This window comes from Streptomyces lucensis JCM 4490 (assembly GCF_014650035.1).
Lineage (GTDB): Bacteria > Actinomycetota > Actinomycetes > Streptomycetales > Streptomycetaceae > Streptomyces > Streptomyces lucensis.
In genome coordinates this window covers 451,864-478,853 of the sequence record NZ_BMUE01000002.1, presented here as the reverse complement: position 1 = coordinate 478,853, position 26,990 = coordinate 451,864, and the positions used below count along the sequence as shown (strand labels likewise).

The 26,990-nt window shown below is 72.6% G+C and carries 20 protein-coding genes and 1 tRNA gene; 5 read left to right on the top strand and 16 right to left on the bottom strand.

What is annotated here, in order from left to right; translation table 11 throughout:
• Nucleotides 1-23 precede the first annotated feature (23 nt).
• Entirely contained in the window at nt 24-836 is an 813-nt protein-coding gene (locus IE177_RS06285) for a DUF3097 domain-containing protein (RefSeq protein ID WP_190013729.1), read from the top strand.
• Nucleotides 837-920: 84 nt separating this feature from the next.
• Here IE177_RS06285 and hemW read toward each other — a convergent pair whose 3' ends face one another.
• From hemW to lepA, 4 genes are all read right to left on the bottom strand, one after another.
• Nucleotides 921-2,153 carry a radical SAM family heme chaperone HemW gene (gene hemW / locus IE177_RS06280; RefSeq protein WP_190013728.1) on the bottom strand — a complete coding sequence of 411 codons (1,233 nt, stop codon included), beginning with the start codon at nt 2,151-2,153 and terminating at the stop codon, nt 921-923.
• Nucleotides 2,154-2,180: 27 nt separating this feature from the next.
• The gene (locus IE177_RS06275; RefSeq protein WP_190014116.1) at nt 2,181-4,004 is read right to left on the bottom strand and encodes a SpoIIE family protein phosphatase; all 1,824 of its coding nucleotides are present in this window, start codon (nt 4,002-4,004) and stop codon (nt 2,181-2,183) included.
• Between the two features lie 160 nt (nt 4,005-4,164).
• A complete protein-coding gene (locus IE177_RS06270; protein WP_190013727.1) occupies nt 4,165-6,039 on the bottom strand; it encodes an AMP-dependent synthetase/ligase in 1,875 nt (624 codons plus the stop codon).
• A 260-nt stretch (nt 6,040-6,299) separates the two neighbouring features.
• Nucleotides 6,300-8,174: a translation elongation factor 4 gene (gene lepA, locus IE177_RS06265; RefSeq protein ID WP_190013726.1), complete on the bottom strand. Its 1,875-nt coding sequence runs from the start codon at nt 8,172-8,174 to the stop codon at nt 6,300-6,302.
• A gap of 225 nt (nt 8,175-8,399) precedes the next feature.
• Here lepA and rpsT point away from each other — a divergent pair, with 225 nt between their 5' ends.
• Nucleotides 8,400-8,666, top strand: coding sequence for a 30S ribosomal protein S20 (gene rpsT, locus IE177_RS06260; protein ID WP_061922887.1), 267 nt, complete (start codon nt 8,400-8,402; stop codon nt 8,664-8,666).
• A 322-nt stretch (nt 8,667-8,988) separates the two neighbouring features.
• Here the strand turns inward: rpsT and holA are convergent, their stop codons facing one another.
• From holA to leuS, 8 genes are all read right to left on the bottom strand, one after another.
• The gene (gene holA, locus IE177_RS06255) at nt 8,989-9,978 is read right to left on the bottom strand and encodes a DNA polymerase III subunit delta (RefSeq protein WP_190013725.1); all 990 of its coding nucleotides are present in this window, start codon (nt 9,976-9,978) and stop codon (nt 8,989-8,991) included.
• Between the two features lie 182 nt (nt 9,979-10,160).
• Nucleotides 10,161-10,406 (bottom strand): hypothetical protein, encoded by a 246-nt coding sequence (locus IE177_RS06250; protein ID WP_190013724.1) that lies wholly within the window; start codon nt 10,404-10,406, stop codon nt 10,161-10,163.
• Between the two features lie 7 nt (nt 10,407-10,413).
• Nucleotides 10,414-11,253, bottom strand: coding sequence for an arylamine N-acetyltransferase family protein (locus tag IE177_RS06245; RefSeq protein ID WP_190013723.1), 840 nt, complete (start codon nt 11,251-11,253; stop codon nt 10,414-10,416).
• Between the two features lie 88 nt (nt 11,254-11,341).
• A complete protein-coding gene (locus tag IE177_RS06240; RefSeq protein WP_190013722.1) occupies nt 11,342-14,110 on the bottom strand; it encodes a ComEC/Rec2 family competence protein in 2,769 nt (922 codons plus the stop codon).
• Nucleotides 14,107-15,237, bottom strand: coding sequence for a ComEA family DNA-binding protein (locus tag IE177_RS06235; RefSeq protein WP_190013721.1), 1,131 nt, complete (start codon nt 15,235-15,237; stop codon nt 14,107-14,109). The genes IE177_RS06240 and IE177_RS06235 overlap by 4 nt, the downstream gene beginning before the upstream one ends.
• 123 nt (nt 15,238-15,360) lie before the next feature.
• Entirely contained in the window at nt 15,361-16,206 is an 846-nt protein-coding gene (locus IE177_RS06230) for a DegV family protein (protein WP_190013720.1), read from the bottom strand.
• A 71-nt stretch (nt 16,207-16,277) separates the two neighbouring features.
• Entirely contained in the window at nt 16,278-17,015 is a 738-nt protein-coding gene (locus tag IE177_RS06225; RefSeq protein ID WP_190013719.1) for a hypothetical protein, read from the bottom strand.
• A 142-nt stretch (nt 17,016-17,157) separates the two neighbouring features.
• Nucleotides 17,158-20,031: a leucine--tRNA ligase gene (leuS, locus tag IE177_RS06220; protein WP_190013718.1), complete on the bottom strand. Its 2,874-nt coding sequence runs from the start codon at nt 20,029-20,031 to the stop codon at nt 17,158-17,160.
• A 403-nt stretch (nt 20,032-20,434) separates the two neighbouring features.
• Between leuS and IE177_RS06215 the strand changes: the two genes are divergently transcribed.
• Nucleotides 20,435-21,724, top strand: a complete 1,290-nt coding sequence (locus IE177_RS06215) for a cytochrome b/b6 domain-containing protein (protein ID WP_190013717.1) — start codon at nt 20,435-20,437, stop codon at nt 21,722-21,724.
• The gene (locus IE177_RS06210) at nt 21,721-23,331 is read left to right on the top strand and encodes an NADH-quinone oxidoreductase subunit NuoF family protein (protein WP_190013716.1); all 1,611 of its coding nucleotides are present in this window, start codon (nt 21,721-21,723) and stop codon (nt 23,329-23,331) included. The genes IE177_RS06215 and IE177_RS06210 overlap by 4 nt, the downstream gene beginning before the upstream one ends.
• Before the next feature lie 134 nt (nt 23,332-23,465).
• Here the strand turns inward: IE177_RS06210 and IE177_RS06205 are convergent.
• Nucleotides 23,466-23,538: transfer RNA gene (locus tag IE177_RS06205), tRNA-Ala, on the bottom strand.
• Between the two features lie 140 nt (nt 23,539-23,678).
• Between IE177_RS06205 and IE177_RS06200 the strand changes: the two genes are divergently transcribed.
• The gene (locus tag IE177_RS06200; RefSeq protein ID WP_229815914.1) at nt 23,679-24,908 is read left to right on the top strand and encodes a glycosyltransferase 87 family protein; all 1,230 of its coding nucleotides are present in this window, start codon (nt 23,679-23,681) and stop codon (nt 24,906-24,908) included.
• On the opposite strand, the gene IE177_RS06195 is transcribed toward IE177_RS06200, so the two are convergent.
• The 3 genes from IE177_RS06195 to IE177_RS06185 form a co-directional block, all read right to left on the bottom strand.
• A complete protein-coding gene (locus IE177_RS06195; protein ID WP_003976229.1) occupies nt 24,898-25,131 on the bottom strand; it encodes a hypothetical protein in 234 nt (77 codons plus the stop codon). The genes IE177_RS06200 and IE177_RS06195 overlap by 11 nt on opposite strands.
• Before the next feature lie 3 nt (nt 25,132-25,134).
• Nucleotides 25,135-25,308 carry a hypothetical protein gene (locus tag IE177_RS06190; protein ID WP_014672673.1) on the bottom strand — a complete coding sequence of 58 codons (174 nt, stop codon included), beginning with the start codon at nt 25,306-25,308 and terminating at the stop codon, nt 25,135-25,137.
• A 68-nt stretch (nt 25,309-25,376) separates the two neighbouring features.
• Nucleotides 25,377-26,729, bottom strand: coding sequence for an MFS transporter (locus IE177_RS06185; protein ID WP_190013714.1), 1,353 nt, complete (start codon nt 26,727-26,729; stop codon nt 25,377-25,379).
• Nucleotides 26,730-26,990: the final 261 nt, after the last annotated feature.

The window sequence follows — 26,990 nt, the reverse complement described above, 5'->3', positions numbered from 1 at the left end:
CGGCTTCTCCTATCGTCACTCGAATGCGCCAGTACTCCGCCGATCTCACTCCGCCGTGGAAGAAGTCACCGCCCGTGCCGGAGGTGGCCGCGGAGCCGGGGCTGGTGGTGGAGGAGCCCGGCACCGGGTTCTGCGGGGCGGTGGTCCGCTGCGAGGCGGGCACGGTGACGCTGGAGGACCGCTTCGGCAAGCACCGGGTGTTCCCGCTGGAGCCGCGCGGCTTCCTGCTGGAGGGCAGGGTGGTGACGCTCGTACGGCCGTCGTCCCCCGCCCCGGTCCGGCCCACCCGCACCGCGTCCGGGTCGGTCGCCGTTCCCGGCGCACGCGCGCGCGTGGCCCGCGCCGGCCGCATCTACGTCGAGGGCCGGCACGACGCCGAGCTGGTCGAGAAGGTCTGGGGCGACGACCTGCGCATCGAGGGCGTGGTCGTGGAGTACCTGGAGGGCGTGGACGACCTGCCGTCGATCGTGGCGGAGTTCGCGCCGGGCCCGGACGCGCGCCTGGGCGTCCTGGTGGACCACCTGGTGCCGGGCTCCAAGGAGTGGCGGATCGCCGAGTCGGTGACCAGCGAGCACGCGCTGGTGGTGGGCCACCCGTACATCGACGTCTGGGAGGCGGTGAAGCCCGCCTCGGTGGGCATCGAGGGCTGGCCGCGCGTGCCGCGCGGGCAGGACTGGAAGACGGGGGTGTGCCGGGCGCTCGGCTGGCCGGAGAACACGGGTGCGGCCTGGCAGCGGATCCTCGGGCGGGTCCGGTCCTACCGGGACCTGGAGCCGGAGCTGCTGGGGCGGGTGGAGGAGTTGATCGACTTCGTCACGGCCACCGGTGGGGCCTGACGCCCGGAAACGTGCCCGGTTCTCCCGTGTCCAGGCCGACGCCCGGCAATGTCGGGCACTTGGCCGGACACTCGGCCGGGGCGGTCAGTCGACCAGGTCCCGCACCACCGCGTCCGCCAGCAGCCGCCCGCGCAGTGTCAGTACGGCGCGGCCCTCCTCGTAGGGGCCTTCCTGGAGGAGACCGTCGGTCAGCGCGCGCCGGGATGCCGCGAGGCCCTCCTTCCGCAGCAGTGACAGCGGCGCGCCCTCCCGCAGCCTCAGCTCCAGCAGGATCCGCTCCACGCGCCTGTCCTCGTCCGACAGCAGCTCCCGGCCAGCGCCCGGGGACCGGCCCGACGCCAGCGCCGCCGCGTAGGCGCCCGGGTGCTTGACGTTCCACCAGCGCACGCCGCCCACGTGCGAGTGGGCCCCGGGTCCCGCGCCCCACCAGTCCGCGCCCCGCCAGTACAGCTCGTTGTGCAGGCAGCGCCCGGACTCGGAGGTGGCCCAGTTGGAGACCTCGTACCAGTCGAAGCCCGCCGCGGACAGCGTCTCCTCGGCGATCAGGTAGCGGTCGGCGTGGACGTCGTCGTCCGTCATCGGGACCTCGCCCCGGCGGATGCGGCGGGCGAGCTGGGTGCCCTCCTCGACGATCAGGGCGTACGCGCTGACGTGGTCGGGGCCCGCGCCGACCGCCGCGTCCAGCGAGGCCCGCCAGTCGTCGTCGCTCTCCCCCGGGGTGCCGTAGATCAGGTCGAGGTTGACGTGGTCGAACCCCGCCGCCCGTGCCTCCGCCACGCAGGCCTCGGGGCGGCCGGGGGTGTGCGTACGGTCCAGGACCCTGAGCACGTGCTGCTTCGCGCTCTGCATGCCGAAGGAGATCCGGTTGAAACCGCCCTCCCGGAGGGCGGTGAGGTACGCCGGGTCGACCGACTCCGGGTTCGCCTCCGTCGTGATCTCCGCGTCCGGCGCCAGTCCGAACTCGTCCCGGATCGCGCCCAGCATCCGTACGAGGTCGCCGGCGGCCAGCAGCGTCGGCGTGCCGCCCCCGACGAACACCGTACGGACCGGGCGCGGGTCGTCGCCGAGGACCTTGCGGGCGAGCCGTATCTCGTCGGTCAGCGTGTCCGCGTAGTTGTCCCGCGACGCGAGCACCCCGCCCGTGCCGCGCAGCTCGGTGGCCGTGTACGTGTTGAAGTCGCAGTAGCCGCAGCGGGTCGCGCAGTACGGGACGTGCAGGTAGAACCCGAGGGGGCGGCCGGCGGCCCCGGCGAGCGCGGAGGCGGGCAGCGCGCCGTCGGCGGGGACGGGCTCGCCGTCGGGGAGTGCGGAAGGCATGTGGTCCATTGTCCCGTACCGCCGGCCTCACTCCGCCTGGAGCACCAGCAGGGCCAGGTCGTCCTCGGGCAGGCCGCCGCCGAAGTCGTGCACGAGGCGGCGGATCCGCCCGGCGATTCCCTCGGCGCTCAGGCCCGCGCAGCCGGACAGGGCGCGGGCGAGGCCGTCGCCGTCGTCGAACTGGCGGGATCCGGAGCGCCGCTCGGTCACGCCGTCGGTGACGCACAGCAGGCTGTCGCCGGGCCGCAGCTCGATGGTCTCGCTGGTGTAGGTCTCGTCCTCCACGACGCCGAGCAGCGTCTGCGGGCGGGCGGCGGTGCGCACCTGGCCGTCGGGGCGGAGCAGCAGCGGCAGGGGGTGCCCGGCCGAGGCGAGGGTGCAGCGCACACCGCCGTCCTCGCGCGGGGTCAGCTCGCCGTAGAGGAGGGACAGGAAGCGGGTCTGCGGGGCGTCTCCCGGGGGCAGCGGGCGGCCGCCCGCCGTGACGAGGGCGCGGGCGGCGGCGTCGGCGGCCTCGGTGGCGTCGTCGAGGAGGAGCTGGTTGAGGCGGTCGAGGACGTCCGCGGCCCGGTAGCCCTCGCGGGCGAGGAGGCGCAGCCAGGGGCGGGCGAGCCCGATCACCACGGCGGCCTCGGGACCCTTGCCCTGGACGTCTCCCACGGCGAAGCACCAGCGGCCGTCACCGGCCGGGAACAGGTCGTAGAAGTCGCCGCTGGGGCCGCCCTTGTCGCAGGGCTCGTAGACGAGCGCGCTGCGCACGCCGGGGATCTCGGCGACCGCGCCGGGCAGCAGACCGCGCTGCAGGACGGCGCTGATGGTGGCCTGGCGGGCGTACTGGCGGGCCGCGCCGATGGCGAGCGCGACCCGCCGGCCGAGGTCCTCGACGAGCCCGGTGACCTCGTCGGGGAACCGGGCCGGCCCGCACCGGCCGATCACGAGCGTGCCGAGCGGCCGGCCGCCCGCGATCAGCCGGTACGCCAGTGCCGAACCGTGTGTGCCCTCGGGGCCCAGCGCGTGGCCGGGCCAGGGGTACGGCTCCGGGCCGGGGCGCAGCCCGTCGCGCTGGCGGGGCGGCTCCTTCCGCAGGGCGCACCGCAGCTCCTCGACGCGGGCTTCGCCGGTGTGCCAGACCCGGGCCGGGCCGCCGTCCCCACCTCCCCGTACGGTCGCCTCGTCCTCCAGCCAGAGGGCGCACCAGTCGGCGAGCCGGGGCACGATCAGCCGGCCGGTGAGGGCCGCGACCAGGTTCTCGTCGAGCTGTCCGGCGAGCAGGTCGGAGGCCTCGGCGAGGAAGGACAGCGCGCCGCGGCCGAGCCAGTCCCGGTCGCCGCCGGCGCGGTACTGCCTGGGCGCGAGCTCTCCCGCGGCCCCCGGGGCGGGTGGCGGGGCCGGGCCGTCCGCGGCCGGGGCGCCGGCCGGGGACAGCCGCGCCCAGACCGTCCTGGCGTCGGTGCGGTAGGTGACGCCCCAGGACTCGGCGAGGGCGGCGACCAGCCGCAGCCCGCGCCCGTGATCGGGCACGTCGCACGGCGCCTCGCCGGCGGCGGGATCACGAGGGGCCCGCGGGGAATGCCGGTCGCCCACCTCGACGACGAACGCGCCGGTCTCCTCCAGGCGCCAGTCGACGTCGACGTCGGTGCCGGCGTGCAGGACGGCGTTGGTGACCAGCTCGCTGACGACGACCAGGGCGTCGTCGGCCAGCCGGGCGGGCACCCCGGGCGCCACGGCCAGCGCGGCACGGACCAGCGCGCGGGCGGAGCCGGGCGCGAGGGGGCTGCCGGGCAGGGTGGTGTGCCCCCGCACCTCACGGGCCGGGGCCTGGCTCTCCCGCTGCGTCGGTATGGCCGCCATGTCCATGCGGCAAGGGTGACAGAACGGGGGCTTCCATAAGCGTTCAGTCACCGAAAAGGATGGCGGCGGACGGGGAGTGTGCTAGAACGGCGCCCGAACACGTCCGCCGGCGGGGGCGACGCGAGACGGAAACGGCTCCGTCGCCCCCTTCGGGCCCGCGCTACGCCTCCCGGGTCCCCGCGTACATGTCGTCGATGAGGTGCTTGTACTCCCGCTCCACCACCGGCCGCTTCAGCTTCAGGCTCGGCGTGATCTCGCCGTGCTCGACGTCGAGGTCACGCGGGAGCAGCCGGAACTTCTTGATGGTCTGCCAGCGCTGCAGGCCCTCGTTGAGCTGCCTGACGTAGCCGTCGACCATCTCGACCGTCTGCGGGGCCGCGACGATCTCGGCGTACGGCTTGCCGGCCAGGCCGTTGTCGTTCGCCCAGTCCTGGATCGCGAGCTCGTCCAGGGCGATGAGGGCGGTGCAGTAGTTCCGGTCGGCGCCGTGCACCAGGATGTTGGAGACGTAGGGGCACACCGCCTTGAACTGGCCCTCCACCTCGGCGGGCGCCACGTACTTGCCGCCGGAGGTCTTGATGAGGTCCTTCTTGCGGTCGGTGATGCGCAGGTAGCCGTCGGGCGACAGCTCGCCGATGTCGCCGGTGTGGAACCAGCCGTCGGACTCCAGCACCTCGGCCGTCTTGTCGGGCAGCCGGTGGTAGCCCTCCATGATGCCGGGGCCGCGCAGCAGGATCTCGCCGTCGTCGGCGATGCGCACCTCGGTGCCGGGCAGCGGCTTGCCGACCGTGCCGGTGCGGTAGGCCTCGCCGGGGTTCACGAAGGAGGCCGCGGAGGACTCGGTGAGGCCGTAGCCCTCCAGGATGTGGATGCCGGCGCCGGCGAAGAAGTAGCCGATCTCCGGGGAGAGCGCGGAGGCGCCGGAGACGCAGGCGCGCAGCCGGCCGCCGAAGGCCTCGCGGAGCTTGCCGTAGACGAGGGTGTCGGCGACCTTGTGCTTGGCGCCCAGGCCGAACGGCACGGCGTGGGTGCCGGTGCGCCGGAAGTTGTCCTGGCTCACCTTGGCGTACTCGCGGGCGACCTCGGCGGCCCACTGGAAGATCTTGTACTTGGCCGCGCCGCCCTCCCGGGCCTTGGCCGCGACGCCGTTGTAGACCTTCTCGAAGATGCGCGGCACGGCCGCCATGTACGTCGGCCGCACCACCGGGAGGTTCTCGATGATCTTGTCCACCCGTCCGTCGACGGCGGTGACGTGCCCGACCTCGATCTGCCCCGAGGTGAGCACCTTGCCGAAGACGTGGGCGAGCGGCAGCCACAGGTACTGCACGTCGTCGCCGCTGATCAGCCCGGTGGCGGCGATCGCCTTCGCCATGTAGGCCCAGTTGTCGTGCGGCAGGCGCACGCCCTTGGGCCGGCCGGTGGTGCCGGAGGTGTAGATCAGGGTGGCCAGCTGGTCCTTGGTGATCGCGCCGACCCGCTCCTTGATGAGCTGCGGGTGCTTCTCCAGGTAGGCGGCGCCGCGCCGCTCCAGCTCGGCGAGGGTGATCACCCAGTCGTCGGCCTGGACGCCGGCCGGGTCCACGACGACGACCTTCGCCAGGTCGGGCAGCTCGGCCCGCTTCTCGACCGCCTTGGCCGCCTGGGCCGCGTCCTCGGCGATCAGCACCCGGCTCTCGGAGTCGGAGAGGATGAAGGCCGACTCGTCGGCGTTGGTCTGCGGGTAGATGGTGGTCGTCGCGCCGCCGGCACACATGATGCCAAGGTCGGCGAGGAGCCACTCGACACGGGTCGAGGAGGCGAGCGCGACGCGCTGTTCGGCCTCGACGCCCAGCTCGATGAGGCCCGCCGCGATGGCGTACACCCGGTCGGACGCCTGCGCCCAGGTGAGCGACTTCCAGTCGTCGGGGCCCTGGCCGGCGGCCGGTGGGACCGGATAGCGGTAGGCCTCGGCGTCCGGTGTGGCCGCCACGCGCTCCAGGAAGAGGGCCGCCACGGACGGCGGACGGTTCTCGATCAGGGTCTGTGTGTCGCTCACGACATCCTCCGGGGGCCCGCGACGGTGCGGCTGACTCGTGCGGCTGGGTTAACTCACGGTGGGGTTTCGGGCTGTTGTTTAACTCGCGAGTAACTATCGAGCAGGGATCAGAGTAAGGGGCGACCGGCCGCTGCGTAAGGGGCTTCGGCCTGTCACTTTCCACTCACAGCGACGCTACGCACGCGTAGGGGCCCGCCGCGCTTTCGCACGGCGGACCCCTACATGCCCCATATGCGGGGGTAACGCGTTGTTACCAGCGGTTACTTCTTGCCCTTGGCCGACCCCGCGCTGTCATCGCTGGACAGCACGGCGATGAAGGCCTCCTGCGGAACCTCCACGGAACCCACCATCTTCATCCGCTTCTTGCCTTCCTTCTGCTTCTCCAGCAGCTTGCGCTTACGGGAGATGTCACCGCCGTAGCACTTGGCGAGGACGTCCTTGCGGATGGCGCGGATGGTCTCGCGGGCGATGACCCGGGAGCCGATGGCGGCCTGCACCGGCACCTCGAAGGCCTGCCGCGGGATCAGCTCCTTGAGCTTGGCGACGAGCCGCACGCCGTACGCGTACGCCTGGTCCCGGTGGGTGATCGCGGAGAACGCGTCCACCTTGTCGCCGTGCAGCAGGATGTCGACCTTGACCAGGGAGCTGGTCTGCTCGCCGGTGGGCTCGTAGTCCAGCGAGGCGTAGCCGCGGGTCTTGGACTTCAGCTGGTCGAAGAAGTCGAAGACGATCTCCGCGAGCGGCAGCGTGTAGCGGATCTCGACCCGGTCCTCGGAGAGGTAGTCCATGCCGAGCAGGGTGCCGCGCCGGGTCTGGCACAGCTCCATGATCGAGCCGATGAACTCGGTGGGCGCGAGGATGGTGGCCCGCACGACCGGCTCGAAGACCTCGTGGATCTTGCCCTCGGGGAACTCGCTCGGGTTGGTGACCGTGTGCTCGGTGCCGTCCTCCATGACCACGCGGTAGACCACGTTGGGGGCGGTGGCGATCAGGTCCAGGCCGAACTCGCGCTCCAGCCGCTCCCGGATCACGTCCAGGTGCAGCAGGCCGAGGAAGCCGACGCGGAAGCCGAAGCCGAGGGCGGCGGAGGTCTCCGGCTCGTAGACCAGGGCGGCGTCGTTGAGCTGGAGCTTGTCCAGGGCCTCGCGCAGCTCCGGGTAGTCCGAGCCGTCGAGCGGGTACAGACCCGAGAAGACCATCGGCTTCGGGTCCTTGTAGCCGCCCAGCGCCTCGGTCGCGCCCTTGCTCTGGCTGGTGACGGTGTCACCGACCTTGGACTGGCGGACGTCCTTCACACCGGTGATGAGGTAGCCCACCTCACCGACGCCGAGGCCGTCGGCCGGCAGCATCTCGGGCGAGTTGACGCCGATCTCCAGCAGCTCGTGCGTGGCGCCCGTCGACATCATCCTGATGCGCTCGCGCTTGTTGAGCTGGCCGTCGATGACACGGACGTACGTCACGACACCGCGGTAGGAGTCGTAGACCGAGTCGAAGATCATCGCGCGGGCGGGGGCGTCGGCGACCCCGACCGGCGCCGGGATCTCCTTGACGACCTTGTTCAGCAGCGCGTCGACGCCCAGGCCGGTCTTGGCGGAGACCTTGAGGACGTCCTCCGGGTCGCAGCCGACCAGGTTCGCCAGCTCCTCGGCGAACTTCTCCGGCTGCGCGGCCGGCAGGTCGATCTTGTTCAGCACCGGGATGATCGTGAGGTCGTTCTCCATCGCCAGGTAGAGGTTGGCGAGGGTCTGCGCCTCGATGCCCTGGGCGGCGTCGACGAGGAGGATCGTCCCCTCACAGGCGGCCAGCGACCGCGAGACCTCATAGGTGAAGTCGACGTGCCCCGGGGTGTCGATCATGTTGAGGATGTGCGTCGTGCCCTGGTCGGGGCCCTCGGTCGGGGCCCAGGGCAGACGCACCGCCTGGGACTTGATCGTGATGCCGCGCTCGCGCTCGATGTCCATCCGGTCGAGGTACTGAGCACGCATCTGCCGCTGCTCGACCACACCGGTCAGCTGGAGCATCCGGTCGGCGAGCGTGGACTTGCCGTGGTCGATGTGCGCGATGATGCAGAAATTGCGGATCAGAGCCGGGGCGGTACGGCTCGGCTCGGGCACATGGTTAGGGGTCGCGGGCACGCAGGGTCCTGTCTCTTGAGGCGCCTTATGCCTCGGGTCGGATCGTTACGTAGTCTCCATGGTCCCACGCGCAGGGACCGGGGGCCGTTTTGGGCCGTCCGGAGGGCCACTGGTACTGTAGATGGCTGTGCCTCATGCCCTCTCAGCGCGAGGCGCGACAAAACATTTTGGATCACCGGTACGGGACCCGAGCGGCCCCGTACCAGAACCTGAAAAGGCTCCTTCGTGGCGAACATCAAGTCCCAGATCAAGCGGATCAAGACCAACGAGAAGGCTCGGCTGCGCAACAAGGCCGTCAAGTCCTCCCTGAAGACCGCGATCCGCAAGGCCCGCGAGGCCGCTGCCGCGGGTGACGTCGAGAAGGCCACCGAGCTGCAGCGCGCTGCCGCGCGTGCGCTCGACAAGGCCGTCTCCAAGGGCGTCATCCACAAGAACCAGGCCGCCAACAAGAAGTCGGCGCTTGCTTCCAAGGTCGCGACCCTCAAGGGCTGAACCTCCTTCCTGATCTGACTGCCGGAAGGACCCAGAGCGGGCCCTCTCTCATCCGCTCCCGTCCGGCGCCCAAGAGCCTGTTCGCGGCCTGCGTTCGCCACGCGGGAACGGGCTCGACAGCTTGAAACCAGGACCCCGGCGCCTGCCCTTCCCCAGGGCGGGTGGCGGGGTCTTCGGTGTATCGGGGGTGCGGGCGCAGACCGGGGGGCCTGCGTACGGGGGGTGCGGGCGCAGACCGGGGGTCTGCGTGCACGGTGAGCGCGCAGGCGCGCAGGCGTAGGCGCTCAAGGGCGAGCGCTCAGCGGCGAGCGCGCGGGGTCGGCTATCCGCGTCCGCGTGACCGGGCGGCACGGGCGATCGTCACGACCGCCTTCTCCAGGGCGTACTCGGGATCGTCGCCACCGCCCTTGACGCCGGCGTCGGCATCCGCCACCGCTCTGAGCGCCACCGCCACCCCGTCCGGGGTCCAGCCGCGCATCTGCTGGCGCACCCGGTCGATCTTCCACGGCGGCATGCCCAGCTCACGGGCCAGGTCCGCCGGTCTGCCCCCGCGCGCGGAGGACAGCTTGCCGATGGCCCGCACGCCCTGCGCCAGCGCACTGGTGATCATCACCGGCGCCACACCCGTCGCCAGCGACCACCTCAGCGCTTCCAGCGCCTCCGCCGTACGCCCCTCCACGGCCCGGTCGGCGACCGTGAAGCTGGAGGCCTCCGCCCGGCCGGTGTAGTACCGCCCGACGACCGCCTCGTCGATCGTGCCCTCCACGTCGGCGATCAGCTGCGAGACAGCCGAGGCCAGCTCCCGCAGGTCGCTGCCGATCGCGTCGCAGAGCGCCTGGCACGCCTCGGGTGTCGCCGAACGACCGGACGAGCGGAACTCGCCCCGTACGAAGGCCAGCCGGTCCGCCGGCTTGGTCATCTTCGGGCAGGCCACCTCCCGCGCGCCCGCCTTGCGCGCGGCGTCCAGCAGCCCCTTGCCCTTGGCTCCGCCGGCGTGCAGCAGCACCAGCGTGATCTCCTCGGCGGGTCCGCCGAGGTAGGCCTTCACGTCCTTGACCGTGTCGGCGGACAGGTCCTGCGCATTGCGTACGACCACGACTTTGCGCTCGGCGAAGAGCGAGGGACTGGTCAGTTCGGCGAGCGTGCCGGGCTGCAACTGGTCCGGGGTGAGGTCGCGTACGTCCGTGTCGGCGTCGGCGGCCCTGGCGGCGGCCACCACCTCCCGCACGGCGCGGTCGAGCAGGAGGTCCTCCTGGCCCACGGCAAGCGTCACCGGGGCGAGAGGGTCGTCATTCGCAGTCTTCCTGGCCATCGCCTACAGCATCCCACGCGGCACTGACACCGAACCGGCCCGCGGCCCCCGACCCGTCCCTGACCGTGCCCGGAGTCCGTCCCCGGGTCCGTCCCGGGGCCCGACCTGGGGTCCGACTCGAGGTCCGTCCCGAAGTCCGTCCCGAAGTACGCCCCGGGGTCCGCCCCTGGATCCGTCACGGGTCACGGCTCCTCGCGCCAGCCGTCCCACTCCCCCGCGAACTCGTCCAGCTCCGCGGGGTCCAGCCGCTCGTGCTCATCGCGCAGGACCAGCAGCCACTGGGCGTCCTCGGCGTCGTCCTCGCCGGCCAGCGCGTCCCGGACGAGCCGGGGCTCCTCGTCGATCCCGAAACGCTGCCGGAGCGCCTCGGCCGCCTCCTCGGCGGCGTCGCGGTCGGGCAGCACCAGCACGTGTCTCACATCGCTCACGGGCCGATTATTCGGTATGTCTCCGGGCCCGCACGCCCGGTTCGGAGTCCAGTTCGATGCCGAACCGCTCCCGGTACACCGCGAGCACCTCCTCGCTCGTCCCCAACTCCCGCTTCCGGCGCGTGCCGTCGGCGGCCGTCGCCGTCAGCGTGCGCCCGCCCAGCGTGATCCTTCCGCCGTCCTCGGTGATCCGTGAGCAGACCAGCGACCGTGTGAAGTGCGACAGCGGCGAGGTGCGGTGCCACCAGGCGCCGGCCGCGAAGTCCCCGAGTACCCGGGCCCGCGTCTCCAGCCGGTACTGCGGCCTGCCGTCCCGAATGACGTCCAGATCCCCGGCGCCCGCCGGCCCGCCGCCACCACGCACGCCTGCCGCGTCCGGGCCGGCCTCCGCCAGGCGGAACCTCCCGCCCGGATCGTCCTGCTCGCCGCGTTCCCCGTAGGCCAGCGGGTAGTGGCTGTGCGCGCCGAAGCCGACGTCGGCCAGCCAGGTGTCCCCGTCCGCCGTCCGCACCCGCAGCGCGAGATGGTCGTAGGGGATCCCCGCCCGGCCCTGGTCGTCGTACACGCGTGCCGCGAGCAGGTCGACCGCGTAGCCGAGGGCGGTGAGCAAGGACCCGAAGGCACCGTTCAGTTCGTAGCAGAAGCCACCGCGCCCGCTTCCGGTCACCTTGTCCAGCAGGCGCTTCTCCTCCAGCACGATCTCCTCGCCGAGGTGGATCGACAGATTCTCGAAGGGGACCGTCCGCAGGTGCCGAAGATGCAGCTCGCGCAGCGCCTCACTGGTGGGCCGTTCCGGGCGCGCCGCCCCGAGCCGGAGGAGATAGGCATCGACCTGTGCTGAATCCATGGCCCCAGTCTGGGCGAGCGCGCGCGTGCGCCGGGTTCGTGCGGGGTGTGACCTCCCCTCTCCTCGCTCTCGTCACACGTGACCCGTCTCACCCCCTCGTGACCCGTATCTCCCCGGCGGCCCCTCCCGTCCCCGTGGCCGCCAGCGCTCCGTCCCGGTCGGTGCTCAGTACCGTGGCGCCACCGGCCCGCAGCGCGGCCATGGTCGACGGTGCCGGGTGACCGTACGGGTTGCCGGCTCCGGCGGACACGAGGGCCACCCGGGGCGCCGCCAGCCGTATCAGCTCCGGGTCCTGGTAGGCCGAGCCGTGGTGGGCGACCTTCAGTACGTCGACGCCGGCCAGCTCCGCCACCGCCGGGGACCGCGACAACGCCTCCTGAGCCGGGGGTTCGAGATCCCCGAGCAGCAACAGCCGCAGTCCGCCCGTGCGCACGAGCAGCGCGACGCTCGCGTCGTTCGGTCCGTCGGGCTCCGTCAGTGCGCCCGGCCAGGCCGGGGGTGTCAGTGCGCCCGAGGGCGGCCGGGCCTGCGGCGGGGGCCACAGGACGCGCCAGGCGAGCGGCCCGGTGCGCCGTTCCGCCCCCGCGACGGCACGCGTGACGGGGATGTGCCGTGCGGCCGCCTCCCTCATGACGAACTCGGCCTGCCCGGCCGGCTCTTCGAAGCCAGTGGTCTGGATCTCGGCCACCGAGCGGCCGCGGAGAACGCCGGTCAGGCCCGCCACGTGGTCGGCGTGGAAGTGGGTGAGGACGAGGAGGGGGACGCGGGTGATGCCCAGCTGCCGCAGACAGTGGTCGACCGGCGCCGGATCGGGTCCGGCGTCCACGACCACTCCGGTTCCCCTCCCGGCCGCCAGTACGGTCGCGTCGCCCTGTCCCACATCGCACATCGCGAACCGCCAGCCCGGTGGCGGCCAGCCCGTGATCACCCGGGTCAGCGGCGCCGGCCGTACGACCGCCAGCAGGAGCACCACCGTGAGGAGTCCGCACCACCAGGGGTGCCGTAGCAGCCTCCGGCCGGCCAGGACGACGGCCGCCGTGACCACCGCGAGCGCCAGCGCTCCCGCCCAGCTCGCGGGCCAGTCCACTCCGGCTCCGGGCAGCGCCGCCCCCGTACGGGCGACCCCGGCGATCCATCCGGCCGGCCAACTCGCGCACCAAGCAAGCGCCTTGGCCACCGGCATCGCCACCGGTGCCGTCGCCAGCGCCGCGAACCCCAGCACGGTGGACGGCGCCACAGCGGCCTCGGCCAGCAGGTTGCAGGGCACCGCCACCAGGCTCACCCGGGCCGACAGCACCGCCACCACCGGCGCGCACACGGCCTGCGCCGCCGCCGCCGCGCCCAGTGCCTCGGCGAGCCGCGGGGGCACCCGGCGCCGCCGCAACGCCTCGCTCCAGCCCGGTGCCAGGAGCAGCAGCGCGCCGGTGGCCAGTACGGAGAGCAGGAAGCCGTAGCTGCGGGCCAGCCACGGGTCGTACAGCACCAGCAGCAGGACCGCCGTGGCCAGCGCCGGGACCAGGGACCTGCGGCGCCCGGTGGCCAGGGCGAGCAGGGCGACCGCACCGCAGGCGGCGGCGCGCAGCACGCTGGGGTCCGGCCGGCACACGATGACGAAACCCAGTGTCAGCGCTGCCGCGGACAGGGCGGTCACCCGCAGCGAAAGCCCGAGGCGCGGGGCGAAACCACGGCGTTCGGCGCGCTGCGCCAGGCCGGGCGGCCCGATGAGCAGGGCGAGCAGCACGGTGAGGTTGCTGCCCGAGACGGCGAGCGTGTGTGCCAGATCGGTTTCCTTGAAGGCCTCGTCCAGCTCGGGCGTGATCCGCGCGGTGTCGCCGACCACCAGCCCGGGAAGCAGCGCACGCGCGTCCCCCGGCAGACCGTCGGTCGCCTCCCGCAGCCCCACCCTGAGCCGCCCCGCCAGTCGTTGCGGCGCGCTGGGCCCCGCCACGATCCGCGGCTGCGGCCCGCGGCGCACCCGGAGCACGGCCGCGGTCCGGTCACCGCCGCCCGACGCGGGCGCCAGCCGCCCGCCCACCCACAGCCGCGTGGACGGCAACACCCCGAGCCAAGCGGCACGCCGCTCCGCTCCCCGGGCAGGGGTGCCCGGCGGTCCGGGAGCGGCGGTCCTGCGCATCGGCGCCTCTCCGGAGCGCTCACCCCTCGCGGGACTCCTCCACGGCGCCGGAATGTCCGCGTCGACGACCATCAGCACAGGGGTGCGCGTGCGCACAGCCGTCCCGTCGCTCCGTTCGACACGGCGCACCTGCGCGCGGAGCAGCACCGCCACGGGCGCCGCGTGGTCACCGTGCACCTGGGGCCTGCTCAGCCAGGGATCGCCGGTCACCTCGACCTCGGCGGTCACGGTCGCGAACCGCCGGGCCAGTTCGGGCACCGGGCCGCGCCGCACGTCCGCCCCGTGCAACCCCGCGGAAGCGGCGGCCGCCGCGACGCAGAGCAGCACTGCGGCGGCCGAGGAACGGGCCCACGTGATCCGGCCTGGCGCTCCCTGCGGCGGTGCGGTCCGCGCACCGGGACCCTCTCGTCCTCTCCGGCCGTCCGTCCGGACCCGCACGGTGCGTCTCCTCCCCCGCACCGACAGCAGCAGGATCCCGCCGACCGCGCCGGCGACCGCGACCACGGCGCTCCAGCCCGCGGACACGTCCAGTGTCAGGGCCGCCGTGGCCCAGGCCGCCAGGGCGGGCGGCACCAGGCGCAGGTCCACCGGGCCCGTTGGGCCGGCGTGCTCGCCCCCGCGCTCCCCGGACCCCGGGCCGGGGCCGGGGAAGAGGTTGGAGCCGGGGCCGGGGCCGGAGTTGTGGCCGGGGCCGGGGGTGGCTTCGTCACGCGGGCGGCTCATGGCCGCACCAGGGCCTTCAGATCGGTGAAGCGGCGGTCGCCGATCCCGTTGACCTCGCGGAGTTCGTCCACCGAGCGGAAACCACCGTGCTGGGTGCGGTAGTCGATGACGTGCTGGGCCAGTACGGGCCCGACTCCGGGGAGGGTGTCGAGCTGGTCCACGGTCGCCGTGTTCAGGGACACCGGGGCCGTGGGACCGGCGCCCACCGGTCCGGCGGCCGCCCCGCCCGCCGGGCCGGGCGCGGCCGGTGCTCCGGCGGGCGTGCCCACGACGACCTGTTCGCCGTCGACCAGGAAGCGGGCCCGGTTGAGGCCGTCGGTGCCGACACCCGGACGGACACCGCCCGCCGCCCGCAACGCGTCGGCCACCCGGGAACCGGCCGGAAGCCGCCGGATGCCCGGTTCCCGTACCTTGCCGCTGACGTCCACGACGATGTCCCCGCCCGGAGCCGTCGAGGCGCCCATGGCCGCACCGCCCTTGGCGCCCCTGGTGTCCTCGTGCTGCCGGACGCGGGAAGCCTCCGTGCGCACCACCTGCGGAGCGCTCACGGACTGGGCGCGGCCGGTCCAGAAGTGCTGCGCGGCCAACACGGCCGCGGCCACGAGCACCACGGCGAGCGCCACGGCTCCCCGCCGGTCCACCCCGCACCGCGTCTGCAGCCACACAGGCATGCGCTCCCGCAGTGCCAGCCCGGCCCGCTCCCGCCAGTCCGGTGACGAGGTGGCAGGCGGCCCCGACAGGGGTGCGGCACCGGACCGTTCGGGTCGCGAAGCCGTCGTCGGCCCCGGTGCGGCCGCAGGCGCCGGACGCGCCGGGCTCAGTCCGGGCACCGGGCCCCTCACCGTCGTCGTCGCCGCGCCCACGGGGTCCTGCGGCTCCGGCGGCGCGTTGCCCGACTCCTGGTGGCGGACGGCTCGTTCGCCGAACAGGAGTTCCGCCCGGCGGCGCAGTTCGTCCGCCGGAGCCGGCGGGCGGTGACGGGCGCGACGCCGGTCGGCGCCGCGGCGGTGGCCGGTGCCGTGACGTGTGCCGCTGCCGCGGTGGCCGCGGACACGGCCGTCGGAGGTGGGACCGCGGCCGGGACCGCTGGTCACGACAGCTGTGCGGGAGCGTGATCGAAGTGCCATGCGACGAGGATGGAACACCTCGCCGGTTCGCGATGATCTTGGTCAGTTCCCGGGGAGAACAGCCCGCTTGTGGAAAACTCCGTCACCCGCACGAGTGAAACCGCTCAGGGCGGCTCCCGCTCGTCAGCGAGGTGAGACCACCACGCCCAGCAGACCGGGTCCCGTGTGCGCGCCGATCACCGCTCCGACCTCGCTGACATGGAGGTCGGCCAGCCCCGGCACCCGTGCCCGCAGCCGGTCGGCGAGTGCGGAGGCCCGCTCGGGGGCGGCGAGATGGTGCACGGCGATGTCCACCTCGGCGGCGCCCGCGCGCTCGGCGGCGATCTCCTCCAGCCGGGCGATCGCCCTGGAGGCCGTGCGCACCTTCTCGAGCAGCTCGATGCGGCCGCCCTCCAGCTGCAGCAGGGGTTTGACGGCGAGTGCGGAGCCGAGGAGTGCCTGCGCCGCGCCGATACGGCCGCCCCGGCGCAGGTAGTCGAGGGTGTCGACGTAGAAATAGGCGGAGGTGCCCGTCGCCCGTTTCTCGGCGGCGGCGACGGCCTCGTCCACGGTGCCGCCGGAGCCGGCCACCTCGGCCGCGGTGAGCGCGCAGAAGCCGAGGGCCATCGCGACCATGCCGGTGTCCACCACACGCACGGGCACCGCTGCCTCACGCGCCGCGAGGACCGCCGCGTCATAGGTGCCGGACAGCTCCGCCGACAGGTGCAGGGAGACGATGGCGCTCGCGCCGGACTCGGCGACCCTGCGGTAGGTCTCCGCGAAGACCCGGGGGCTGGGGCGGGAGGTGGTGACGGGGCGCCGCTTCTGCAGGGCCTGGGCCAGGGAGCGGGTCGAGATCTCGGTGCCCTCTTCGAGCGCTCGGTCGCCGAGGACCACGGTCAGCGGTACCGCGGTGATGCCGTGGCGCTCCATCGTCCGTGGCGGCAGGTAGGCCGTTGAATCGGTGACGATCGCGACATGGCGGGACATGAGACTGGAGGTTACCCGTCGTGGCGGTCACTCGGCAGTCCGGCCCCTGTCCTGCGGATTCGGGGGACGGCTCAGGTGGTGGTCTCCGGGCGGGTCTTCTTCTGCCAGGGGTAGGCGGGGCGCGGCTTCGGCGCGGTGATCGCCTGGGCGGCCGGTTCCTCCGCGGGGTGTGAGCCGGGTGCGCCTGGGCGGCTCTCCCGCGCGGCCGGGTCTTCGGCCGAGGAGGGGGTGTCCGGCCACTGCGGGGCCGTCGGTGCGGCCTCGGCCCGGGTCCAGTGGCGCAGTGCGTCGGCCTCGAGGTTGATCTGGGCACTGAGCGAGCCCAGGTCGTCGTCGGCGAAGCGGCGTGCCCGGTCGCGGACGGCCCAGCGCAGCGAGTCCGCCGACTCGGTGATGCGCTCGGTGCGGGCCCGCAGCTCGGGCAGGTGGGCGGCGAGCCTGGCGCGGTCCGGCTCGGACTCCATGCGCCTGAGGTCCGCGTCCAGCTCGTGGCCGTGCGCGCTGAGCCGCTCGAAGAGGTGCAGGGACTCCTTGAGGGACTCGTCCTCCTCCGCACCCGCGTACAGCGCGTCCTGCGTGGCGCGCATGGAGGTACGCAGGGTAAGCCTCAGTTGGGCGATCTCCCCGGCGGGGCCGGCCTGCGCCAGGGATCTGGCGCGCAGGGTGTGGTCCTCCACCGTGCGGCGGGCCTGCGCGATGGTCCGGTCCACCCCGCGCTTGGCGGCGCCGACCGCCTTGACGGTGGCGTAGGCGCCCAGCCCGACGAAGAGCAGGAAAAGCAGAGCGAACACGGCGATCACTGCCTCCACGAACACCCCTCCTCAGGCCGGTGCGGCACAAGCCGCTGTGCTCTCCACGGTAAACGCAGCGGACAGGTCCGGAGTTCCGCGAGAACCCCGAACCTGCCCGTAGGGGACCACCCCTACACCGTCCGGTCGCGGTCGCCGATCGTCACGCGGGGACGATGTTCACCAGCTTCGGCGCCCGTACGATCACCTTGCGGATGCCCGCACCGTCCAGCGCCGCGACGACCTTCTCGTCCGCCAGCGCCACCTTCTCCAGCTCCTCCTCGGAGATGGCCGGCGGCACCTCCAGACGGGCCTTGACCTTGCCCTTGATCTGCACGACGCAGGTCACGGTCTCGTCCACGACATAGGCCGGGTCGGCGACCGGGAAGTCCTGGTGGACGACCGAGTCGGTGTGGCCCAGCTTGCGCCACAGCTCCTCCGCGACGTGCGGGGCCAACGGCGCGACCATCAGGACCAGCGGCTCGGCCACGGACCGCGGCACCGCCGTGCCGGCCTTGGTGAGGTGGTTGTTCAGCTCGGTGACCTTGGCGATGGCGGTGTTGAAGCGCAGGCCCTCCAGGTCCTGGCGGACACCGTCGATCGCCTTGTGCAGGGCTCGCAGCGTCTCTTCGCCGGGCTCGTCGTCGGTGACCGTGACCGCGCCGGTGCTCTCGTCGACGATGTTGCGCCACAGCCGCTGCAGCAGCCGGAACTGGCCCACGACCGCGCGCGTGTCCCACGGGCGCGAGACGTCCAGCGGGCCCATGGCCATCTCGTACAGGCGCAGCGTGTCGGCACCGTACTCGGCGGCGATCTCGTCCGGGGTCACCGCGTTCTTCAGCGACTTGCCCATCTTGCCCAGCAGGCGGCTGACCTTCTCGCCCTGGTGGTAGTAGGCGCCGTCGCGCTCCTCGACCTCGGCGGCCGGCACCGCGATGCCGCGGCTGTCCCGGTACACGTAGGCCTGGATCATGCCCTGGTTGAACAGCTTGTGGAACGGCTCCGCGGAGGAGACGTGCCCCAGGTCGTACAGCACCTTGGACCAGAAGCGGGCGTACAGCAGGTGCAGCACGGCGTGCTCGGCGCCGCCGACGTACAGGTCGACACCGCCGTGCGGCAGGCCCTCGCGCGGGCCCATCCAGTACCGCTCGATCTCGGGGTCGACCAGCCGGCGCTCGTTGTGCGGGTCCAGGTAGCGGAACTCGTACCAGCAGGAACCGGCCCAGTTGGGCATGGTGTTGGTCTCGCGGCGGTACTTCTTCGGCCCGTCGCCCAGGTCCAGGGTGACGTGGACCCACTCCTCGTTGCGCGACAGCGGCGTCTCGGGCTGGGTGTCGGCGTCGTCGGGGTCGAAGGTGCGCGGGCTGTAGTCCTCGACCTCCGGCAGCTCCAGCGGCAGCATCGACTCGGGCAGCGCGTGGGCGACGCCGTCCTCGTCGTAGACGATCGGGAAGGGCTCGCCCCAGTAGCGCTGGCGGCTGAACAGCCAGTCGCGCAGGCGGAAGTTGACGGTGCCCTCGCCGATGCCCCTGGCCTGCAGCCACTCGGTGATGCGGGCCTTGGCCTCGGTGACGCCCAGGCCGTCCAGCGAGACCTCGTCGTTGGAGGAGTTGATGATCTTCGCGTCGTACGAGGCGAAGGCGTCCTCCCACGTCGAGGTGTCGGTGCCGCGGCCGTCGGTCGGCTCGACGACGCAGTGGATCGGCAGCTCGAAGGCGCGCGCGAACTCGAAGTCGCGCTGGTCGCCCGCCGGCACGGCCATGATGGCGCCGGTGCCGTAGCCCATCAGGACGTAGTCGGCGATGAAGACCGGGACGCGGTCGCCGTTGACCGGGTTGGTCGCGTACGCGCCGATGAAGACACCGGTCTTGTCCTTGGCCTCGGCCTGCCGCTCGACGTCGGACTTGGCGGCGGCCTGCGCGCGGTAGGCGGCGACGGCCTCGGCCGGGGTCGCGTGACCGCCGGTCCACACGTCGTGGGTGCCCTCCGGCCAGGACTGCGGGGTGAACTTCTCCACCAGCGGGTGCTCGGGCGCCAGCACCATGTAGGTCGCGCCGAACAGGGTGTCCGGGCGGGTGGTGAAGACGGTGATGCGCTCGCCGTCGATCGGGAAGTCGACGCGGGCCCCCTCGCTGCGGCCGATCCAGTTGCGCTGCTGCAGCTTGATGGCCTCGGGCCAGTCCAGCTCCTCCAGGTCCTCCAGCAGCCGGTCGGCGTAGGCGGTGATGCGCATGTTCCACTGGCGCAGCTTGGCCTTGAAGACCGGGTAGTTGCCGCGCTCGGAGCGGCCGTCGGCGGTGACCTCCTCGTTGGCCAGCACGGTGCCCAGGCCGGGGCACCAGTTCACCGGCGCGTCGGAGGCGTAGGCCAGGCGGTACTCACCCAGGATCTCGGCACGCTCGGGGCCGCTCAGCTCGCTCCACGCGCGCGTGGAGCCCGGGATCGCCCGCTCACCGGACTGGAACTGCGCGATCAGCTCGGAGATCGGGCGGGCCCTGCGCGCCTCCTCGTCGTACCAGGAGCCGAAGATCTGCAGGAAGATCCACTGGGTCCACTTGTAGTAGTCCGGGTCGATCGTGGCGAAGGACCGGCGCTTGTCGTGGCCCAGGCCCAGCCGGCGCAGCTGGGCCTTCATGTTCTCGATGTTGGCCTCGGTGGACACGCGCGGGTGCGTGCCGGTCTGCACGGCGTACTGCTCGGCGGGCAGGCCGAAGGCGTCGAAGCCCAGGGTGTGCAGGACGTTGTGGCCGGTCATGCGCTGGAACCGGGCGTAGACGTCGGTGGCGATGTAGCCCAGCGGGTGGCCGACGTGCAGGCCCGCACCGGAGGGGTACGGGAACATGTCCATGATGAACTTCTTGGGCTTCGCGGCCAGCTCGGGATCACCGGCCAGGTCACCCGTGGGGTTGGGCGCGGCGTACGTGCCGTCGGCGTCCCAGAAGTCCTGCCAGCGTGCCTCGATGTCGGCCGCCATGGCGGCCGTGTAGCGGTGCGGCGCGGCCACCTCGGCGGTGGCAGCGGGGTTCGTCTCGCTCATGATCCTCAAAGCTCCATCGATCGTCTCTGCCTGCGGAAACGAAAAATCCCCTCACACAGGAGGGGACGCCGCGCCGATGCCGGCCTCACGGCTGGACCGTAGGTCGGTACTGATCAGCGCGGCCCGCTAAGCAGAAGGCGTACGGCACGCATGGCGTTAGGGTACCGCAGGCCTTGAGCAAGCTGCGACGCGCTTCCGTATGACTGGTGGACATGACATGAACCGGCCCCGGAACTGAATCAAGGTCAATGATTACTTCGCGTAACGCCCGCTAAGGGACATCGCTCCAGTTAGATCGTCCGTTGATAACAACGCAATAACTCAAACACCGTACTGATCGGTATGACGCCACTTAGAGTTCGGCAGCGGGACCGCTTTCCCGAAACTGCTCGGAGTTGCCCCCATGAACCCTCGTCGTAGTACCAGTTCGCTCCCCAGGCCGGGCCGCTCGGCCTATGGGGTGGCGTCGGCCGTCGTCCTGCTGCTGATACCCGTGGTCGTGCTGGTCGGAGGCAGCCAGTTCCGCGAATTTCTGAACTTCGGCGCAGGCGTGCTCTCCCTGGTCTCCCTCAGCTGCTCCGTGATCTGGGGCCTGTTCGCCCAGGACCGGATCTTCCTCAACACGCGGCAGCGGATCATCGGCCAGGCGGTGCACCGCACGACCGCCGTCGGCTCCATCGCGTTCCTGCTGCTGCACATCACCACGAAGGTGGCGCTCGGACACACCCAGACGATCGCCGCGATCATTCCGTTCTCGCTCGGTGTCACCGGCATCGGCGGTCTGATCGGCCTCGGCTCGCTGGCCGGCCTGCTGATGATCTTCGTGGGCGTCACCGGCGCCCTGCGCAGCAACTTCGCCACGCCGGCCCCCGTCGCCGCCCGCTGGCGAGCCATGCACATGCTGGCCTACCCGGCCTGGTGCGCGGCGCTCGTCCACGGGCTCTACGCGGGTCGCGCGGCCAAGCCGATCTTCGTGATCCTCTACAGCCTGTCCCTGCTCGGCGTGATGGGCGCCCTCGCGCTGCGCGCCGCCCCGCGCCCCGTCAAACGCAAGGTCGCCGACCGGCTGGTGGCCCTGTTCGGCAGCTCCGAGCGGCCGGGACTCGATGAGCTGGACGCGAGCCGCTCCCGTGCGGCCGACTCCGGCCTGCCCGGCTACGAGGGCCGTCGCGAGCCGAAGCCGGCGCGCGCCGAGCCCGCGGCCTCCCCGTCCGCGCCCCTCTACCAGTCGCCCGCCGCTCCCGGCGGGGAGCCGTCCTCGGGCTTCGCGGCCGCCTACCGCGCGGTGTCCACACCGGGCCGGCCCCAGGACCCGTTCGCGGCCGGGCAGACCGCCCGCATGGACCTGCCGCTGGACCTCCAGCCCACGCAGGCCGTTCCGCGCGTCGACGGCCCGTCCAGCACCTCGGGCAGCTGGCCGGTCCCGTCCCCGCCGCCGGTCGGGGAGGCCCCGCCGTCCGCGTACGACCCGCTGCAGGACACCGGATACACCATCCCGGTCTACGGCAATCCGGGCACACCCGGATACGGCGGAAGTGACGTGTACGACACTCGTGAGACAAACGGCCTCTACGGCACGTACAACCCGGGTGACACGTTCGACAGCGGTCCCGCCAGCGAACCATCCCCCGGCACGTACGACGCGCCGGGTTCGGGCGAACCTTGGAACATGCCTTCCGGAGGCTATAGGTGAACGAGGCCCTGCCCGACGTCCCCGAGGTCCGCGTGGTCGGGCTTCCCCAGCTCACGTCGGGCTTCGACCTTGTGGAGCGGCTCGACCTGCCCATGCACCTGAAGGTGCACGGCCCGCTCGACCCGCTGGGCGGTGAACAGCTCGCCCAGCTCGCCGAAAGCATCAACCTCAGGGGCCGTGGCGGTGCGGGTTTCCCGTTCCACAAGAAGCTGCGCTCGGTCGCCGAGTCGGCGATCAAGCGCGGGGTGCGGCCGGTCGTGGTGGTCAACGGCAGCGAGGACGAACCGGCCTGCCGCAAGGACACGGTGCTGATCAACCGTGCTCCGCACCTCATCCTGGACGGCGCGCTGCTGTGCGCCGAGGCGCTCGGCGCGCGCACCCTCGTCATCGGCGTCACCCGCGAGTCCACGCAGCGCTCCATGGAGGCCGCGCTCACCGAACGAGGGCTGAGCAACAGCCGCAGATCCGCGCTGCGCGCCTGGGTGCAGCGCAACCCGGTACGCATGGTCACGGGCGCCGCCGCCTCGCTGATCCGCTCGGTCGACGGCGGCCCGGCGATCCCTCCCGGCCGCAAGATCAGCGCCTCGCAGAGCGGCGTCGGCGGCGCGCCGACGCTGCTGTCGAACGCGGAGACGTTCGCGCAGCTGGCCATCGCGGCCCGTATCGGCCCCGAGCGCTACGGCAACACCGGTCTGTACGACGAGCCGGGCACCGTCATGCTGACGGTCTCCGGCGCGGTGGCCCGCCCGATGGTGATCGAGGTCCCCACGGGCGTGCCGCTGCGTTACGTGCTGCAGCTGGCGGGCGCCCCGCCGGTGCCGCAGGGCGTGCTGACCGGCGGCTACCACGGCAAGTGGATCGACGCCGCGACCGTCAACGAGGCGATCGTCTCCCGCAACTCGCTGGACGCGGTGGGCGGTTCGCTGGGCGCGGGCGCGATCCTGCCGATCAGCCAGGAGACCTGTCCGCTGGGCGAGTCGCTGCGCGTGGCGCAGTGGCTGGCCGAGGAGAGCGCCGGCCAGTGCGGCCCCTGCTACCTCGGGCTGCCCGCCGCCGCGCGCGGCATGGAGGACATCCTGAACGGCGGCGGGCCGGCCGCCCTGGAGGCGTTGAAGCAGGTCGCGAAGAACGTCAAGCGCCGCGGGGCCTGTTCGCACCCGGACGGCTCCGCGATGTTCCTGGAGTCGACCATCAAGGCGTTCACCGACGACCTCGCCGCCCATGTCCTCGGCAACGGCTGCGGACGGCCCGTGGAAGGCGTTCTGCCGCTCTTCGAGGGGGGCAGGGCCCCTACGGGCATCTCGGGCGGCGCGGAGCCCGAGGAGAGCGGCGGCAGCCGCCAGAAGATCTACGTCGACTGGACCCTGTGCCGGGGCCACGGTCTGTGCGCCGACATCCTCCCCGAGGTGTTCGAACTCGGGGCCGACGGCTTCCCGACCGTCGCCCAGGCGAGGGTGCCGCGTTTCGCGGAGGCGAAGGCGTTGCGCGCGGTGCGCCGTTGCCCGGCGCTGGCCCTGCGCATCGAGGAGGACACGCGCGGGCAGGCCCCGTCGCGCAACCTCCCGGTCCTGTCTCAGGGGCGCGGACGGCGCGCTCTCGGCCGCTGAGCGGAGTGTGGCGGCGGCTCACCCGGCCCGGGTGGCCCGCCGCCACACTCCGCCGCCCTGGTTCCGCGCGCGTTCTCCGGCCCGCAACACGACGAAGGCGGACCATCCATAGGATGATCCGCCTTCGATCGTTGTGGAGCTAAGGAGAATTGAACTCCTGACCTCCTGCATGCCATGCAGGCGCTCTACCAACTGAGCTATAGCCCCTTGCCGTCATCCGACTGAGCCGGATTCTCGACCGTGTCGCCCGGTTCCCCCGGCGACGACGCCAACATTACACGGTCCTGGGGGTGCAGTACCAAATCGGTTTCCGTTCCACTCGTGTTCGAGGGCTAATGTCCTCATTCGTGACCGTGAACGCGTTTGCCGCAGCCCGCCGGGTGCCGGCCGCCCTGGGGGTGTGCCTCGTGTCGTTCACGGCCTTCTGGGCCGCTCAGCGGGCCGCCCACGTGTCGATGATCGACCTGATGGTCTACCGGGCCGAGGGCGCCACCGTGCGCGCCGGCGGCGACCTGTACGCACTGCGGGCCACGTCCGCGCATCTGCCCACCACCTACCCGCCGTTCGCGGCCATGCTGTTCGCACCGCTGTCGCTGCTCGACGCGGCGCCCCTGAGCACGCTGGCCACGGCCGGGAACCTCGTGCTGCTGGTGGCGTTCGTACGGCTGTCGCTGAAACTCGTCGGCCACGCGCGCGTGGAGACCGTCTGGTGGGTCGCGGCGCCGGCCGTGTGGTGCGAGCCGGTCTGGACGACCCTCCGCTACGGCCAGGTCAATCTGCTGCTGGCCGTCCTGGTGCTGTGGGATCTGTCCCACAGCCCCGCCGGCGGCCGCCGCCGGTGGGCCGGAGTGGGCCTGGGACTCGCCGCCGCGGTGAAGCTGACGCCCGCGCTGTTCCTCCTCTTCCTCTTCCTCACGGGCATCGCGGCGCGGCTGGGCGGCGGGGACGGAAGGCCGTGGCTGCGGCACGCGCGCGGGGCCGCAGCCGCCTTCTCCGGAGCGACGCTGCTGGCCTGGGCCGTCCTGCCGTACGACTCGTGGCGGTTCTGGACGGACATGGTCTTCCGCGTGGGCCGCGTCGGGCGTACCGAGGACACCGCCAACCAGGCCCTGCGCGGCGTCCTGGCCCGCCTGCTGCACTCACCCGACCCGGGAGCGCTCTGGGTCGCCACCGCGGCCCTGGCGGCCGCCCTGGGCCTCGCGGCGGCCGTGGCGGCGGAGTTGCGCGGCCGGCGGGCCTGGGCGGTGTGCGCGTGCGCCGTCACGGGGCTCCTGATCAGCCCGGTTTCCTGGACGCACCACTGGGTGTGGTGCGTGCCACTGGTCCTGCTGCTGTGGACGCACGGACACCGGGCACCGGCGCTGGGCATGCTCACGGCGTTCTGGTCGTACGCGCCCTGGTGGGTGCCGCACGGCGCCGGGCGGCCCGAACTCCACCAGCAGGGTGCGCAACTGGCGTTCTCGGCCCTCTACGCGGGCGCCGGCGCCGCCTTCCTCGCGCTGGCGTGGACGTCGTCGTCGCCGGACCGGCCCCGGTTCGGCCGGCCCGGGCCCGGTGCGGCCGACGTCAAGCCGTGACGAAGGAATAGAACCTTTTGAGCGTGCAGTGCTCCTCGAGGAGACGGCCGTAGATCGGCTCGCCCTCCAATTCCCGGTACGTCTCGATCGGGTCGCCTTTTATGATCAGCGCCCGCGCGCATTCCTCGCACCAGTACTGGTAGTCGGGATTGACCGGCTCCATGTCACGGACGATCGGCGTACCACTGCCGCACCAGTCGCACTTTCGCCTGTGTGCACCCATCGATCAGCTCCAGCTGTGGCCGCAGGCCGTGCACACGTAGGAAATTCCGCCGTTGTCGCCGAGCACCTGGGCCACGTGCGCGGAACCGCAGGAAGGGCAGCTGAGCCGGGTGGTCGTGTCCCGTATCAACGCCGCACCGAGGAGGTGGCCGACCTCCTCAAGGATGCTCGCAGGCATCGCTACTCCTCCCGTCGGGCCGCGCCCCCTTCCGGCCGTTTGATTCTGCCACGGCCGGGCCAATACGGTCAGCGACGCCTCAGTACCAGTCCGGACACGGCCCCTGCCACGGCCGTTCCGGCCAGGGCCCAGGCACACGCGGAGAACGCCTCCGCGGAGGTATACGGCCCTGGGACCCCGAGTGACTCAAGCCGGTTCAGGAACAGTGTGCCGAACGACGCCACGCCGATTAGCTGGCCGAGCTGGGTGACCGTCGCCAGCAGCCCGCTGGCGTCCGCCGCGTCCTGCGGGCGCACGGTGGCGAGCGCACCGGTGAGGGTCGGGCTGAAGGCGAGCGCGAGGCCGGCGCCCACTCCCGTGTATCCGGCGTACAGGACCGCTCCCCCGTCGCCGCCGTCGTGGAAGGCGTGGCCCACCACGGCGACGGACAGCGCGGTCAGCGCGAATCCGGCCGGTGCGAGCCGGCGCTGCCAGGGCGCGGGCCACCTCCGCCAGGTCAGGCTGACGGCGCCGAAGACCGCCGCGGTCGGCGCGAAGCCCAGGCCGGCCCGCAGGGCGCTGTAGCCGAGACCGCCCTGGACGTGCAGGGTCAGCGCGAACATGAACCCGGCGTTGACCGACATCACCGCCAGGATGCGCAGGACGGCCAGGCCGATGCCGGGGTGCCGCAGCACGCGCAGCGCGATCAGCGGGGCGCCGCCGCGCCGGGCCAGGCGGGATTCATGGCCGCAGAACAGCGCGAGCAGCACCAGGGACGCGGCCAGAGACAGCCAGGACCACGCGGGCCAGTCCTCTTCCTGCCCGAGCACGAGCGGCACCGTCAGCAGCGACACCGCCGCGGCGAGCAGCACGAGTCCGGGCAGGTCGAGCGGGCGGTTCCGCTCCTCGCCGCCCGCCCGGCCCAGCGGCAGGACCCGCCTGCCCACCACCAGCAGGACGGCGCCGACCGGCACGTTCACCAGGAACACCGGCCGCCAGCCGGTGCCGAACAGATCGGCGCTCACCAGCACACCGCCCGCGACCTGTCCGGCGGCGGCGCCGACGGCGAGGACCGCCGAGTAGGCGCCGAGCGCCCGGGCCCGGGCCTCACCGGTGAACGTGCGCTGGATCAGGCTGAGCACCTGCGGGATCATCAGCGCCGAGCCGGCGCCCTGCACCAGCCGGAACACGATCAGCTGGGCCGGTCCCTGCGCGAGGCCGCAGGCGAGGGATGCGGCGGTGAACAGGGCGAGGCCGGCGAGGTGGACCCGGCCGTGGCCGAGCCGGTCACCGAGCCGGGCGCCGGTGACCAGCAGCACGGCGTAGGTGATGGCGTAGCCGGCTATCACCAGCTGCAGGTCGGCTCCGGAGGAGTGCAGCTCGGAGCCGATGGTCGGGGCCGCCACGTTGACGATGAAGACGTCGAGGGCCGCCATGAACAAGGCGGCGAGCAGGACCGTGAGCAGGAGCCGGGGCCGCTTGTCAGTGGCGGGTGCTTCACTTTCCGTGACGGGTGGGGCGCCGCCGGAAGCCGGTGAAGCGCTGCCGGGGGCGGTCTTCCTGAGGCTGGGTCCGCTCGCGGCGGCGGAGTCACTGTCAGTGGCGAGTGCTTCACTGGTCGCAGAGTCGGGAACGGGCTCCGTGCCCGGCCCGGTTCGGGATGTCGTCGTCATGGCGTCGAGCCTGACGAGGAGCCGGTACTG

What these genes read in the sequence shown, in the direction of transcription:
- IE177_RS06285 (WP_190013729.1), top strand. Translation starts at nt 24, where the DNA reads ATGCGCCAGTACTCCGCCGATCTCACTCCGCCGTGGAAGAAGTCACCG.
- hemW (WP_190013728.1), bottom strand. Translation starts at nt 2,153, where the DNA reads ATGCCTTCCGCACTCCCCGACGGCGAGCCCGTCCCCGCCGACGGCGCG.
- IE177_RS06275 (WP_190014116.1), bottom strand. Translation starts at nt 4,004, where the DNA reads ATGGCGGCCATACCGACGCAGCGGGAGAGCCAGGCCCCGGCCCGTGAG.
- holA (WP_190013725.1), bottom strand. Translation starts at nt 9,978, where the DNA reads ATGGCCAGGAAGACTGCGAATGACGACCCTCTCGCCCCGGTGACGCTT.
- IE177_RS06245 (WP_190013723.1), bottom strand. Translation starts at nt 11,253, where the DNA reads ATGGATTCAGCACAGGTCGATGCCTATCTCCTCCGGCTCGGGGCGGCG.
- IE177_RS06240 (WP_190013722.1), bottom strand. Translation starts at nt 14,110, where the DNA reads ATGAGCCGCCCGCGTGACGAAGCCACCCCCGGCCCCGGCCACAACTCC.
- IE177_RS06235 (WP_190013721.1), bottom strand. Translation starts at nt 15,237, where the DNA reads ATGGCACTTCGATCACGCTCCCGCACAGCTGTCGTGACCAGCGGTCCC.
- IE177_RS06230 (WP_190013720.1), bottom strand. Translation starts at nt 16,206, where the DNA reads ATGTCCCGCCATGTCGCGATCGTCACCGATTCAACGGCCTACCTGCCG.
- leuS (WP_190013718.1), bottom strand. Translation starts at nt 20,031, where the DNA reads ATGAGCGAGACGAACCCCGCTGCCACCGCCGAGGTGGCCGCGCCGCAC.
- IE177_RS06215 (WP_190013717.1), top strand. Translation starts at nt 20,435, where the DNA reads ATGAACCCTCGTCGTAGTACCAGTTCGCTCCCCAGGCCGGGCCGCTCG.
- IE177_RS06195 (WP_003976229.1), bottom strand. Translation starts at nt 25,131, where the DNA reads ATGGGTGCACACAGGCGAAAGTGCGACTGGTGCGGCAGTGGTACGCCG.
- IE177_RS06190 (WP_014672673.1), bottom strand. Translation starts at nt 25,308, where the DNA reads ATGCCTGCGAGCATCCTTGAGGAGGTCGGCCACCTCCTCGGTGCGGCG.